Annotated in this window: 10 protein-coding genes, 1 pseudogene and 1 riboswitch; of the genes and pseudogenes, 2 read left to right on the forward strand and 9 right to left on the reverse strand. The window is 60.7% G+C overall.

Going from position 1 to position 13,378, the window contains the following annotated elements; all coding sequences use genetic code 11:
* Positions 1-58: 58 nt before the first annotated feature.
* The 7 genes from parC to E4P00_RS28105 all read right to left on the reverse strand — a co-directional run bounded on the left by parC (position 59) and on the right by E4P00_RS28105 (position 8,058).
* Positions 59-2,323, reverse strand: a complete 2,265-nt coding sequence (parC, locus tag E4P00_RS28075) for a DNA topoisomerase IV subunit A (RefSeq protein ID WP_032878231.1) — start codon at positions 2,321-2,323, stop codon at positions 59-61.
* A gap of 73 nt (positions 2,324-2,396) precedes the next feature.
* A complete protein-coding gene (locus E4P00_RS28080; protein ID WP_216090654.1) occupies positions 2,397-3,392 on the reverse strand; it encodes an esterase-like activity of phytase family protein in 996 nt (331 codons plus the stop codon).
* On the reverse strand, positions 3,392-5,296 hold the full coding sequence (gene parE, locus E4P00_RS28085) for a DNA topoisomerase IV subunit B (protein WP_005784190.1): 1,905 nt from the start codon (positions 5,294-5,296) through the stop codon (positions 3,392-3,394). Before parE ends, E4P00_RS28080 begins: the two co-directional genes overlap by 1 nt.
* Before the next feature lie 46 nt (positions 5,297-5,342).
* A complete protein-coding gene (locus tag E4P00_RS28090) occupies positions 5,343-5,951 on the reverse strand; it encodes a YqiA/YcfP family alpha/beta fold hydrolase (protein ID WP_078820136.1) in 609 nt (202 codons plus the stop codon).
* 141 nt (positions 5,952-6,092) lie between these two features.
* On the reverse strand, positions 6,093-6,905 hold the full coding sequence (gene cpdA / locus E4P00_RS28095) for a 3',5'-cyclic-AMP phosphodiesterase (RefSeq protein ID WP_248133462.1): 813 nt from the start codon (positions 6,903-6,905) through the stop codon (positions 6,093-6,095).
* A 95-nt stretch (positions 6,906-7,000) separates the two neighbouring features.
* Positions 7,001-7,450, reverse strand: a complete 450-nt coding sequence (locus E4P00_RS28100; protein WP_003209507.1) for a DUF1249 domain-containing protein — start codon at positions 7,448-7,450, stop codon at positions 7,001-7,003.
* Positions 7,441-8,058 carry an NUDIX domain-containing protein gene (locus E4P00_RS28105; RefSeq protein WP_032878236.1) on the reverse strand — a complete coding sequence of 206 codons (618 nt, stop codon included), beginning with the start codon at positions 8,056-8,058 and terminating at the stop codon, positions 7,441-7,443. The genes E4P00_RS28100 and E4P00_RS28105 overlap by 10 nt, the downstream gene beginning before the upstream one ends.
* A 205-nt stretch (positions 8,059-8,263) precedes the next feature.
* Here E4P00_RS28105 and E4P00_RS28110 point away from each other — a divergent pair, with 205 nt between their 5' ends.
* A complete protein-coding gene (locus E4P00_RS28110) occupies positions 8,264-9,010 on the forward strand; it encodes an RsiV family protein (protein WP_032878238.1) in 747 nt (248 codons plus the stop codon).
* On the opposite strand, the pseudogene E4P00_RS28115 reads toward E4P00_RS28110, so the two are convergent.
* A pseudogene (locus E4P00_RS28115) lies at positions 8,979-9,320 on the reverse strand (putative hydroxymethylpyrimidine transporter CytX); the annotation flags it as partial. The gene E4P00_RS28110 and the pseudogene E4P00_RS28115 sit on opposite strands and share 32 nt — an antisense overlap.
* 226 nt (positions 9,321-9,546) lie before the next feature.
* Positions 9,547-11,451, reverse strand: a complete 1,905-nt coding sequence (gene thiC / locus E4P00_RS28120; RefSeq protein WP_032878242.1) for a phosphomethylpyrimidine synthase ThiC — start codon at positions 11,449-11,451, stop codon at positions 9,547-9,549.
* A gap of 149 nt (positions 11,452-11,600) precedes the next feature.
* A riboswitch (TPP riboswitch) is annotated at positions 11,601-11,706 on the reverse strand.
* Positions 11,707-11,902: 196 nt separating this feature from the next.
* On the opposite strand from thiC, the gene E4P00_RS28125 reads away from it, so the two are divergent.
* Positions 11,903-13,342, forward strand: a complete 1,440-nt coding sequence (locus E4P00_RS28125; protein WP_005784173.1) for a TolC family outer membrane protein — start codon at positions 11,903-11,905, stop codon at positions 13,340-13,342.
* The last annotated feature ends 36 nt before the right edge of the window (positions 13,343-13,378 follow it).

Consider the following 13,378-nt stretch of genomic DNA (forward strand, 5'->3'; position numbering starts at 1 on the left):
GCACAACAGCAGACCCGGCGCGACGGGGAAACTAATTGAGAACGCCCCCTAGTACGCCTTAAACCGGCGTTTCTACCAACAAGGCATCCACTCGCTGGAAACCTCTAGGCAGTTTGTTACCGCGTCGACCACGCTCGCCCTTGTAGTGTTCAAGGTCGTCTGGGCGCAATGACAACGTGCGCTTGCCGGCCTGGAGCACCAGGGTAGAGCCTTCCGGGACCACGGCGATGTCTGTCACGTACTCTTCGCGACTGGCCACCCGGTCACCGGGGATCCCGATAATCTTGTTGCCCTTGCCTTTGCCCAACTGCGGCAGATCGCTGATCTTGAACACCAGCAAACGCCCTTCGGTGGTCACCGAAGCCAACCAGTTGCTTTCACGATCATCCACCGGCCTTGGCAGGATCACCTTGGCGTTGTTCGGCAGGCTCAACAGCGCCTTGCCCGCCTTGTTCTTGGCTTGCAGGTCTTCACCCTTGACCACGAAACCGTAACCGGCGTCAGAGGCGATGACGTACAGCGAATCATCGTCCGGCAGCAGCACGCACTCGAAATTCGCCCCCGGTGGCGGCGTGAGGCGTCCGGTCAACGGCTCGCCCTGCCCCCGTGCGGACGGCAGGGTGTGGGCCGGCACCGAATAACTGCGCCCGGTCGAGTCGATAAACACCGCAAACTGATTGGAGCGCCCGGCGGCGGCGGTCTTGAAGCCATCACCGGCTTTGTACGAAAGGCCGGTGGCGTCAATATCATGCCCTTTGGCGGAACGAACCCAACCCTTTTCCGACAAAACGACGGTAATTTTCTCGTTAGGCAACAACTCGGTTTCTGTCAGAGCCTTGGCTTCAGCACGCTCGACGATCGGCGAACGACGGTCGTCGCCATAGGTTTCGGCGTCTTTGATCAGCTCACTGCGTACCAGCTTCTTGAGCTTGGCTTCGCTGCCCAGCAGCGCTTGCAGCTTGGCTTGTTCCTTGAGCAACGCGTCTTGCTCGTCACGCAGCTTCATTTCTTCCAGGCGTGCCAATTGGCGCAAGCGCGTGTCGAGGATGTAGTCGGCCTGGATTTCGCTCAGCTCGAAACGCGCGATCAACTCGGCTTTCGGGTGCTCGGCGGTACGGATGATATGGATCACTTCATCCAGGTTGAGGTAGGCAATCAGCAAGCCGTCCAACAGATGCAGGCGGCGCTCGACCTTGTCGAGGCGAAACTGCAGGCGGCGGCGCACGGTCTGTACGCGAAATTCCAGCCACTCCACCAGCAGGTTGCGCAGGTTTTTCAACTGCGGCTTGCCATCCAGGCCGATGATATTGACGTTGACCCGGTAGCTGGACTCCAAGTCAGTGCTGGCAAACAGATGCTGCATCAGCACTTCGTGATCGACCCGGCTGTTGGTCGGGATGATCACGATGCGGCATGGGTTCTCGTGGTCGGACTCGTCACGCAGGTCGGCAACCTGGGGCAGTTTCGACGGTTTGGCCTGCATCAACGCGGCAATCTGCTCCAGCACCTTGGCACCGGACACCTGGTGCGGCAGCGCGGTGACAATAATGTCGCCGTCTTCGATATGGTAAACGGCGCGCATACGCACCGAGCCCTTGCCGGTTTCGTACATCTTCAGCAGGTCGGCGCGCGGCGTGATGATTTCCGCTTCGGTCGGGTAGTCCGGGCCCTGGATATGTTCACACAATTGCTCGACCGTGGCCTTGGGCTCGTCCAGCAGACGCACGCAGGCAGTGGCGACTTCGCGCAGGTTATGCGGCGGCACGTCGGTGGCCATGCCAACGGCGATACCGGTGGTGCCATTGAGCAGGATATTCGGCAAACGCGCTGGCAATACCAGGGGTTCGTCGAGGGTGCCGTCAAAGTTCGGCCCCCAGTTCGCCGTGCCCTGGCCCAGCTCGCTGAGCAGCACTTCGGAATAACGCGACAGCCGCGCTTCGGTGTAACGCATGGCGGCGAAGGACTTGGGATCATCCGGCGCACCCCAGTTGCCCTGCCCGTCCACCAGCGTATAGCGATAGCTGAATGGCTGGGCCATCAGCACCATGGCTTCATAACACGCCGAATCGCCGTGGGGGTGGAACTTACCGAGTACGTCACCGACAGTACGCGCCGACTTCTTGTGCTTGGAATCAGCGTCCAGGCCCAGCTCACTCATGGCGTAGATAATGCGCCGTTGCACGGGCTTGAGGCCGTCGCCGATATGCGGCAGGGCACGGTCCATGATCACGTACATGGAGTAGTTGAGGTAGGCATTTTCGGTGAAGTCAGCCAGCGACCGGCGTTCTACGCCATCTAAGCTGTCTGCGAGGATGTCACTCATGCGGGCCTCATCATTGTTGGGTAACGCGCAGCGGAACTGCCGCTGCGCCGGGTCAATTGAAAAAACGGCTGGCTCATGGCTGGGCGCTCCAGCCACCGGCAGGGGCGGCGAAACGATAGACCACGGGGCGTTTTTCACCATCGGCGCGGGGGCCGAAATTGTTGTCTATACCGATCCATGCACCGTCGGCGTCCAACAGCAGGGCTTCGGCCAGGCCGTAAGGCTGTGGATAACGCCGCTGCGGCGTCAGGGTCTCTTCAGCAAACGACCAACACAGCTCAACCTTGGCCGTGACTGTGTCGCGTCGGCAAATCTGGAACGCATTGCGCTCCAGGGTAAACAGCTTGCCATTGAACAGCGCCAGGTCGGCAAAGTCATTGGACACTGCCTTGGCGTTGGTAAACTGCGCCGGTTGCACTTCCTGCCCGGCCTCGCTCAACAACACGCACCGGCCATCGCAATCCCATACGCTTTGCCCGCGCTTGATCGAGATCAGGCCGCGACGCTCACGCTCGGCGGCCAGCCAGATCTGGTTGCCTTCGGGGTTCACCGCCAGGCCCTCGAACAAGGCATTGAAGTGCAGCAACATGCCACTGGCCCGCGCCTCACGCACCATGCCCGGGGCGATTTTCAACCACTCGGGCGCGCCCGTCGCAGGTACCTGCAGCACTGCAGCATGGGCTTCGCTGACAATGTAGCGGTTACCTGCGGCATCACAGCTGATGCCCTCGAAATCCAGGTCACCACCGCGAATGAACGACGCGGCCTTGGTGCGTGAACGCAGCCCCCAGGGCAAACCCGACTCGGGCACGGGCGGCACGTCAATCTTCAGAGCTTCGGCGTTCCAGGTCGGTGCGCGGGTATCCAGGCGGTAGATCTGATCATCATCGCGGTCGGAAACCGTCCACAGTTCTGCGCCACACAACGCCAGGCCCGACAGGTTACCGCCGCGCATGCCGTCCACCGGGTGCTCGGATACCAGCTGCAACTCTGCCACGCCGGCGGCAACCACGTGGGGAGTTGCCAGTGCGCTCAACATCAGCATCGCCAGGGCGAAGCCTGTACGCATCAGCCCAGAACCTCGGCCAGGTTGCCCTTGGATTCCAGCCAGGCTTTGCGATCCGGCGCACGCTTCTTCGCCAGCAGCATGTCCATCATTTCCGAGGTGCCGGCGAAGTCTTCCAGGGTCAGTTGCACCAGGCGCCGGGTATTGGGGTCCATGGTGGTTTCGCGCAACTGCGGTGGGTTCATTTCACCCAGGCCCTTGAATCGCGTGACCTGTGGCTTGCCGCGTTTTTTCTCGGCCACCAGGCGATCGAGGATGCCATCGCGCTCGGCTTCGTCCAGGGCGTAGAAAATCTCCTTGCCTAAATCGATGCGGTACAGCGGCGGCATGGCGACGTAGACGTGACCGGCATCCACCAATGGGCGGAAATGCTGCACGAACAACGCGCACAACAACGTAGCAATGTGCAGGCCGTCGGAGTCGGCGTCGGCGAGGATGCAGATCTTGCCGTAGCGCAGCTGGCTCATGTCCGCCGCGCCAGGGTCGACACCGATAGCGACAGCGATATTGTGCACTTCCTGGCTGGCGAGCACTTCACTGCCGTCGACTTCCCAGGTGTTGAGGATCTTGCCGCGCAACGGCAGGATCGCCTGGAACTCTTTGTCCCGCGCTTGTTTGGCGGAACCGCCGGCAGAGTCACCTTCCACCAGGAACAGCTCGGAACGCATCGGGTCCTGCCCGGCGCAGTCGGCCAGTTTGCCGGGCAATGCCGGGCCCTGGGTGATGCGCTTGCGCTCGACTTTCTTGCTGGCCTTCAGGCGACGACCGGCGTTGTTGATCGCCAGCTCCGCCAGGGCCAGGCCCAGTTCCGGGTGCTCGTTGAGCCAGAGGCTGAAGGCATCCTTGACCACACCGGAGACAAATGCCGCCGCCTCACGGGACGACAGGCGCTCTTTGGTCTGGCCGGAGAATTGCGGCTCCTGCATCTTCATCGACAGCACGAACGCGATGCGCTCCCACACGTCTTCCGGCGCCAGCTTCACGCCGCGCGGCAACAGGCTGCGGTATTCGCAGAATTCGCGCATGGCGTCCAGCAAGCCTTGGCGCAAACCATTGACGTGGGTGCCGCCCTGGGCGGTGGGGATCAGGTTGACGTAGCTTTCCTGCACACTGTCGCCACCTTCGGGCAACCACAGCAGGGCCCAGTCGACGGCTTCCTTATTACCCGCCAGGCTGCCGCAGAACGGCTCGTTGGGCAGGCGTTCGAAGTCGCTGACAGAGTCTTCGAGATACGAGCGCAGGCCATCTTCGTAATGCCATTCGACCTTCTCGCCGGTGCCTTTGTCTTCAAAGCTGACCAGCAGGCCGGGGCACAATACGGCCTTGGCCTTGAGCACATGCTTGAGGCGGCTGATGGAGAATTTCGGCGAATCGAAGTATTTCGGGTCCGGGGCGAAGTACACGCTGGTGCCGGTGTTGCGCTTGCCAACGGTGCCAACCACTTCCAGGTCGGTGGCTTTATAGCCATCGGCGAAGGTCATCTGGTACTCGTTGCCGTCGCGCTTGACCTTGACCCGCACTTGCGTCGACAGGGCGTTGACCACCGAAATACCCACGCCGTGCAAACCACCGGAGAACTGGTAGTTCTTGTTGGAGAACTTGCCGCCGGCGTGCAGCTTGGTGAGGATCAGCTCGACGCCCGACACGCCCTCTTCCGGGTGAATGTCCACCGGCATGCCGCGACCATCGTCGGACACTTCAAGGGAGTGATCGGCATGGAGGATGACTTGTACCGACTTCGCGTGCCCGGCCAAGGCTTCGTCGACGCTGTTGTCGATGACTTCCTGGGCAAGGTGGTTCGGCCGGCTGGTGTCGGTGTACATGCCGGGGCGTTTGCGCACCGGGTCGAGGCCCGAGAGGACTTCGATGGCGTCGGCGTTATAAGAGCTAGCGCTGGGAGTGGCCATGGGGTCTCGTCGTGAGTCGTTCGATTAAAAAGTGACCTGCGATTTTTTACAGTGACGAAAAATCGAAGGATTGATACTGATCTGCGCCAATGCCGGCAAAACTCAACAAGGCCGGCAGTTGCTCGGCGAACCCTTGGTAACCATGGTCGCCACCGGCCTGGATGCGCAAGGCACAGGCTCGGTAATACGCTTGGGCGAGGCGATAATCCAGGGTTTCGTCCCCGGTCTGCAACCACACCTGATACCGCCCTGCATCCTGCGGCGCCGGTACTTCCAGCTCGGCCAGCGCTGCGACGTGATCATGGGTCAACTCCCAGGTCTCATCGGTGTAGAGGTTCTTCTGGGTGCCCAGGTAACCGTCGAACATCCGATGGGGGCTGACCGCCGGGTTGACCAGCAGCGCCTTCAGGCCATGGCGTTCGGCAAGATGGGTTGCATAGTAGCCGCCGAGTGAGCTGCCGACCAGCAGCGGCCGCCCCAGTTGGTCAATGGCCTGCTCCAATTGCAGAATCGCCTGACGCGGGTGGTGATGCAGGGCCGGCACACGCAAACGGTCGGACAGGCCAAGCTTGCCCATTACGGTGATCAACTGGCTGGCCTTGTTGGAGGCTGGCGCACTGTTGAAGCCGTGGATATACAGGATCGAAGCGGACATGCCGGGCTCTCCGTGCTTGGGCCAAAGAGGCGCAGTTTACAGGGATCGGAGTGAGGTGTGAGCACCCGATCTTCCAGACACCGCAGAACCCATGTGGGAGGGGGCTTGCTCCCTCCCACATTTGATCAGTGTTTGCAGGTCTTAATAGCCGTTGCTGCCGTAGTCGACGGTAAACGCGAAGTCCCGAAGCCGCTCTACCCCCGTCTCCAACCGCCCGTCGGCATACAGGCGCAGCCAGCGATACCCCGGCGCTTGCTCGCTGACCTGGAAATCCTCGCTGCCCGGCTCGAACTGGATGCAGGTAGACGGTGAGGCCAGCAACCGCACGCCGTTGCGCTCGCGGTCGATTTCCTGATGCACATGCCCCCAGAGCAGCGCCTTGACCTGCGGGAAGCGGTCAAGCACGGCAAACAGCGCCTCGGGATTGCGCAGGCCGATCGGCTCCATCCACGCACAGCCGATGGACACTGGATGATGGTGCAAGCACACAAGATGATGGCGGCTGGGCGCCTCGCTCAGGGCCTGGGCAAGCAATTGCAGTTGCGAATCCTGCAGGTAACCGGGCACCGAACCCGGTACTGCGGAGTCCAGCAGGGTTATGCGCCAGTTGCCCACGTCCACCACGGGCTCGAGCAAATCGCTTTGCACAGCGGCCTCGGCCATGACCTGCGGCTCGTCATGATTCCCCGGGATCCAGCGCGCCGGCGCACCGATGGGCGCGGTCATGTTCCGAAATAGCTGGTACGACGCCAGTGTGCCGTCCTGGGACAAGTCGCCCGTCGCCAGCACCAGGTCAATACGCGGCTGTTGCTCGTGCACCAAGTCGATCACGCTTTGCAAGCTTGCACGGGTGTTCATGCCCAGCAGCGTACCGCCCGCTTCGGCAAACAGATGGCTGTCGGACAATTGCACCAACAACGCAGCATCAAGGTTCATGGTGGGTACGCGAGGCAAGGCGCTCTCCCTGGCAATCACAGGCATGGATAATTTGACGATTATGCTAGGGCAGGACTCAAAGAGGAAACCTGAGAAACAGGCTCAATTCACATCTAGCGCACAACTTCGAACTCATGGCCCAGGGCCAGGCAGTGGCTCAGCCATTCACCGAGGAACACATTGAGCTGTGCTTTCTCATCGGGTTGGTGCATGAACACATTCGGGTAAGGATAGATGCTGCGAAAGCGTCGCGCATGTTCGGCGCTGATCACTTCGGCCATACGCGCGTCGTGGTACACCTGCACTTCAAGTTGCGGCACCGGCAGCCAGGGCAGGCTGTGTTCCTGGCGTACGCGCAGGGTGGTGGTGTACGGGCAATTGACGATGACTTCCAGGGTCAGCACACCAAGCATCTGGTCGCCATGGGTCACGGCGATACGCCGCGCCTCGGGAGTGTGACGCATGTCGGGAAGCAGGCGCATCAGCCGCGCATAATTGGCCTCGCAGGCGGCTTGCAGCCCGATCAGGTCAACTCGATAACGTTCCCGTGCCTTTACTGCCATAGCCCCCTCACTTCCGCGCGGTTAAGCGCAAGCCATTGCAGGGCGATGATGCTGGCTGCATTGGAAATTTTGCCGTCGCGCACCGCTTGCAGGGCGTCTTCGAATGCCCAGACGGTGACGCGGATATCTTCTGCCTCTTCTTCCAATCCATGGATGCCACCAGCACCCGTGCCGTCGCAACGGCCCAGGTACAGGTGGACAAATTCGGTACTGCCGCCGGGCGACGGGAAGTACTTGGTGATCGGCCACAGCGCGGAGAACGTCAACCCAGCTTCCTCCTCGGCCTCGCGGTGTGCAACCTCCTCCGGTTGCTCATCCTTGTCAATCAGGCCGGCGACCATCTCTACCAACCACGGGTTGCCGGCGCGGCCCATGGCGCCCACGCGGAACTGTTCGATCAGCACCACCTCGTCACGTTGCGGGTCGTAGGGCAGCACGCACACAGCGTCATGGCGAACGAAGACTTCGCGGCTGATCACGCGGCTCATGCCACCGTCGAATTTCTCGTGGCGCAGTTGCACGTGATCGAGCTTGTAGAAGCCCTGGTAGCTATTGTCGCGCTGAACGATCTCGATCTTGTTCGGCGTGGACTTCGCGGTGTCCGTCATGTGTTTCCTCTCTTTGACAAGGAGTGTGCTTGTGCAATTGGCGCCATCCTAACGCGCCGTTGCCCGTTGATGCAGCCCCTTTCCGGTTGCCGGGACCGGCGGCGGACGTCAAACTCTCCCCCATCAGTCTAGTGGCGAACTGACTGCCTTGTTGGCAGTCCAAGCGCTACTCTTTTCGCTTTCCATCGATTTACGAAGGACACACATGTCGCTTTTCAAAATCGCCTCCATGGCCTGTATTGCCTTGACCCTGGGTGCTTGCCAGAGCCTGTTCCAACCCGGCCAGCTCAAGCCGCTGGACGTCACGACCGACAAGTCGGAACAGATCAAGCCTGGCTGTGATAGCCCGGACTGCCCACTGGTGAACATCGATACCGTGCACTTCCCCGCCGACCCGCAACTCGACAGCCTGGTGGAACAGCGCCTGCTGCAGATGACCCGCACTACGCCCGGCGCCAGTGTGCCTGCCACGCTCAATGCCTATCGAGACAAGTTCCTGCGCGAATCCGCGGACCGCCACAGCATGTATCTGCAAGCCAAGGTACGCGAGCAACATGACGCACTGGTGATCGTTGAAGTGTCCAGCTACCTCGACACCGGCGTCGCTCATGGTGAGCCGGGCCGTGGTTTCATCAACTATTCGCGCCTGCTGCACAAGGAGTTGAGCCTGGCTGACATGTTGCTGCCGGGCCAGGAGCAGGCATTCTGGAACACCGCGAAAGTTGCGCATAACAGTTGGTTGATCAACACCAAGATGGACCGCGATCCGGAGTTCCTGAAGAACTGGCCGTTCCAGAAAACCCCGAACGTGGCCTTGACCAGTGGTGGCGTAGTACTCAAGTACAACGTTGCCACCATCGCCCCTTACGCACAGGGGCTGATCGAAATTACCATCCCCTATACGCGCCTCACGGGTGTGATCAAGCCTGAACTGATGCCTGCACGCCACTAACCCGGCCCAGAATCAACTGCAACAGCCCTGCCAGCAGCAATGCCGGCAGGGTCGCACCGACCACGCCGAACAGCGGCGCAAACACTGAGCCGATCAGCAGCAGGAAGTTCTGGTATTGCGCCAAGGGTGCAAAACAGGCAATCAAGGTACAGACCAGGCCAATGACCAACGCCAGGTGCTCGACTTTCATACGCAACAGCATCCCACTGGACACCGCCGCCGAGTGAATATCGGCAAAGGCGTTTTCCGACTCATCGAGCAGAATCAACAGCAGCGGAATGCCGAGCCCGGCGCCCGCCAGTGCCAGCAGCCAAATCCCCCATTTGCGCAGGATTTGCCGTACAAACGTCAGCGGGCCACTGACCGCCCAAGGGTGTGATCTCTAAGGGGCACTTGTTGTTTGGGAGATCGCTATCGCGGGCAAGCCCGCTCCCACAGGGGACCGGCTGTGGACACAAAAATTGTCTACAACTCGATCAACTGTGGGAGCCGGGCTTGCCCGCGATGACGGCCGTGCAGGCACCGCCGACTCGGGATCAGACCTTCTTGTAGAGCTGACTGCCTTCGCGCTTGAACCGCTCCGCCTGCTCGGCCAACCCCTTGGCCACGTCCACATCCACCGCTTCAATACGCTGGTTGGCCGCATACTCACGCACTTCGTGAGTCACCTTCATCGAACAGAATTTCGGCCCGCACATGGAGCAGAAATGCGCCACCTTGGCCGACTCCTTCGGCAGCGTTTCGTCGTGAAACGCCCGTGCGGTGTCTGGGTCCAGGCCGAGATTGAACTGGTCTTCCCAACGGAATTCGAAGCGTGCCTTGCTCAAGGCGTTATCGCGAATCTGCGCACCCGGATGGCCCTTGGCAAGGTCTGCGGCGTGTGCGGCGATCTTGTAGGTGATGATCCCGGTCTTCACATCATCCTTGTTCGGCAAACCCAGGTGTTCCTTGGGCGTGACGTAGCAGAGCATGGCGCATCCGAACCAGCCGATCATCGCCGCGCCGATACCTGAAGTGATGTGATCGTAGCCCGGCGCGATGTCGGTGGTCAGCGGGCCGAGGGTGTAGAACGGCGCCTCGTCGCAGCACTCCAGTTGCTTGTCCATGTTCTCCTTGATCAACTGCATCGGCACATGGCCGGGGCCTTCGATCATGGTTTGCACGTCGTGCTTCCAGGCGATCTTGGTCAACTCGCCCAGGGTTTCCAGCTCGCCGAATTGCGCAGCGTCGTTGGCATCGGCCACCGAACCCGGGCGCAGGCCGTCCCCCAGGGAGAAGCTGACGTCATAGGCCTTCATGATTTCGCAGATTTCTTCGAAATGCGTGTAGGCGAAGTTTTCCTTGTGGTGGGCCAGGCACCACTTGGCCATGATCGCGCCGCCACGGCTGACAATGCCGGTCACGCGGTTGGCAGTCAGCGGTACGTAACGCAGCAACACGCCGGCGTGGATGGTGAAATAGTCCACACCCTGCTCGGCTTGCTCGATCAGGGTGTCGCGGAACAACTCCCAGGTCAGGTCCTCGGCCACGCCGTCGACTTTTTCCAGGGCCTGGTAGATCGGCACGGTGCCAATTGGTACGGGCGAGTTACGGATGATCCATTCGCGGGTTTCGTGAATATGTTTGCCGGTGGACAAGTCCATGATGTTGTCCGAACCCCAGCGGATACCCCAGGTCATTTTCGCCACTTCTTCTTCAATGGACGAACCCAAGGCGCTGTTGCCGATATTGCCGTTGATCTTCACCAGGAAGTTACGGCCGATGATCATCGGTTCCAGCTCGGTGTGGTTGATGTTGGCCGGGATAATTGCGCGGCCGCGGGCGATTTCTTCGCGCACGAATTCAGGCGTGATGATTTTCGGAATGCTGGCACCAAAGCTGTGCCCGGCATGTTGTTGCTTGAGCAGGCCGGCTGCACGGGCTTCTTCGAGCTTCATGTTTTCGCGGATGGCCACGTATTCCATCTCGGGCGTAATGATGCCTTTTCGTGCGTAGTGCATCTGGCTGACGTTGGCACCGGCCTTCGCCCGACGCGGGTTTTGCAGGTGGGCAAAGCGCAGGTAGGCCAGGTCCGGGTTATCCAGGCGTTCCTGGCCGTATTTGGAACTCAGGCAGGACAACCGCTCGGTATCGCCACGCTCTTCGATCCACGGCGAGCGCACATCAGCCAGGCCTTTGCGCACATCGATGATGACGTTGGGGTCGGTATAGGGGCCGGAGGTGTCGTAGACCACCACAGGGGCGTTGATTTCGCCGCCAAACTCGGTGGGGGTCACATCCAGGCTGATTTCCCGCATCGGTACGCGGATGTCGGGGCGCGAGCCCTGCACGTAGATTTTCTGCGAGCGGGTAAACGGCTGCACGGAGCCGGAGTCGACCTTGGCCGATTCACTCAGGTGCACAGTATTTTTTGGTTTTGTACTTTTTATCTCAGTGCTCATCACGGGCTCTCCAACTGATCCAGGCGGTGGATTTTTGTCGGAGCGAACCTGTGACGGACGGACGCACTGGAACCAGTGCTGTGCTTGGCGCACGAGGGCTGTTCGATTGTCGAACAACATCCCGGACGAAGCACAAGAGGACTCGCCGGGTGACGAGAAATCTTGTTCCCTACGCAGGCGCTAACCTGATCAGGTTCAACGGGATCCGGTATTTACCGATCTCAGCCTTCCAACAAGGCACCCCGACAAGAACGCGGCCAGTCTAGACCATGGCGTGGGCAAATTGCCAATAGCGGTGCATTCAGCGTGATGAATGGCGTGATCGTGGGATTGTTGTGCGCAGGTCCGGCAACTACACTCGGGCACTGCTTCAAGGCTTGACGCCAGGAATGGCCAGCCTTAGCCTTGAGCGCTAAATTATTGCCGTAATATTTAAATTAGGGATCGCCTCATGCTGCGCAAACTTTCACTGGCTCTTGCCGTGTCTTGTGCGACCAACGGACTGGTCTGGGCAGCTGAAGCGCCCTTGTCCACCAACACCGATCTGGTCAGCGTCTATCAGGAAGCGGCGAGCAACAACGCCGACCTGGCCGCTGCCCGCGCTCAATATGGCGCGCAAAAAGAGGTGGTGCCCCAGGCGCGCGCAGGCTTGCTGCCGAACCTGTCGGCCGGCGCCGACAGTAACAATGTGCGCACCCAGATCGACCAGCCCGCCGCCACGGCCAACCGTGACGCCCACTCCTGGCGCGCTACCCTGAGCCAGCCGCTGTTCCGCGCCGATCGCTGGTTCCAGCTGCAAGCTGCCGAAGCCGTCAACGAGCAAGCCTCGCTGCAACTGTCGGCCAGTGAGCAGAACCTGATTTTGCAAAGTGCCGAGAGCTACTTCGCCGTGCTCCGTGCCCAGGACAACCTGGCGTCGACCAAGGCCGAAGAAAATGCCTTCAAGCGTCAGCTCGACCAGTCCAATGAGCGCTTCGATGTGGGCCTGTCGGACAAGACCGACGTGCTGCAATCCCAGGCCAGCTACGACACCGCCCGGGCCAACCGCATCGTGGCCCAGCGCCAGGTAGACGACGCTTTCGAAGCGCTGATTACCCTGACCAACCGCCAATACAACTCGATCCAGGGCATCGTCCATACGCTGCCGGTGCTGCCGCCGGCGCCGAACGACGCCAAGGCCTGGGTCGAAACCGCCGGGCGTCAGAACCTCAATCTGCTGGCCAGCAATTACGCCGTGACCGCCGCCGAAGAAACCCTCAGGCAGCGCAAGGCCGGCCACTTGCCGACACTCGATGCGGTCGCGCAATACGAAAAAGGCGACAACGACGCCCTGGGGTTCAGCAACCCGAATCAGTTGCCTATCCCGTACGGTGGCGATGTGTCGCAACGCACCATCGGCCTGCGTTTGAACATCCCGATCTACAGCGGCGGCCTCACCAGTTCGCAAGTGCGCGAATCCTATTCACGCCTCGACCAGTCCGAGCAACAACGCGAGGGCCTGCGCCGCCAGGTGGTGGAAAACACCCGCAACCTGCACCGTGCAGTGAACACCGACGTGGAGCAGGTGCAGGCACGCCGTCAGTCGATCATTTCCAACCAGAGCGCGGTAGAAGCCACGGAAATCGGTTATCAGGTGGGCACGCGCAACATCGTCGATGTGCTGGACTCACAGCGCCAGTTGTATGCGTCAGTGCGTAACTACAACAACAGCCGCTACGACTACATCCTCGACAACCTGCGCTTGAAACAGGCCGCGGGCACCCTGAACCCAGGGGACCTGCAAGACCTGGCGCGCTACCTCAAGGCCGACTACAACCCGGACAAGGACTTCCTGCCGCCGGACCTGGCCAAGGCCGCTGCCGAACAGCTCAAGGCCCGCCCGGGATATTAAATACACCGCCAAACCAATGTGGGAGGGGGCTTGCTC

Source organism: Pseudomonas sp. B329 (assembly GCF_023127835.1).
Taxonomy (GTDB): Bacteria; Pseudomonadota; Gammaproteobacteria; order Pseudomonadales; family Pseudomonadaceae; genus Aquipseudomonas; species Aquipseudomonas synxantha_A.

Bases quoted from the DNA above. Each gene is read 5' to 3' on its own strand.
- parC (WP_032878231.1), bottom strand. From the start codon at position 2,323: ATGAGTGACATCCTCGCAGACAGCTTAGATGGCGTAGAACGCCGGTCG.
- E4P00_RS28080 (WP_216090654.1), bottom strand. From the start codon at position 3,392: ATGCGTACAGGCTTCGCCCTGGCGATGCTGATGTTGAGCGCACTGGCA.
- parE (WP_005784190.1), bottom strand. From the start codon at position 5,296: ATGGCCACTCCCAGCGCTAGCTCTTATAACGCCGACGCCATCGAAGTC.
- E4P00_RS28090 (WP_078820136.1), bottom strand. From the start codon at position 5,951: ATGTCCGCTTCGATCCTGTATATCCACGGCTTCAACAGTGCGCCAGCC.
- E4P00_RS28100 (WP_003209507.1), bottom strand. From the start codon at position 7,450: ATGGCAGTAAAGGCACGGGAACGTTATCGAGTTGACCTGATCGGGCTG.
- E4P00_RS28105 (WP_032878236.1), bottom strand. From the start codon at position 8,058: ATGACGGACACCGCGAAGTCCACGCCGAACAAGATCGAGATCGTTCAG.
- E4P00_RS28110 (WP_032878238.1), top strand. From the start codon at position 8,264: ATGTCGCTTTTCAAAATCGCCTCCATGGCCTGTATTGCCTTGACCCTG.
- thiC (WP_032878242.1), bottom strand. From the start codon at position 11,451: ATGAGCACTGAGATAAAAAGTACAAAACCAAAAAATACTGTGCACCTG.
- E4P00_RS28125 (WP_005784173.1), top strand. From the start codon at position 11,903: ATGCTGCGCAAACTTTCACTGGCTCTTGCCGTGTCTTGTGCGACCAAC.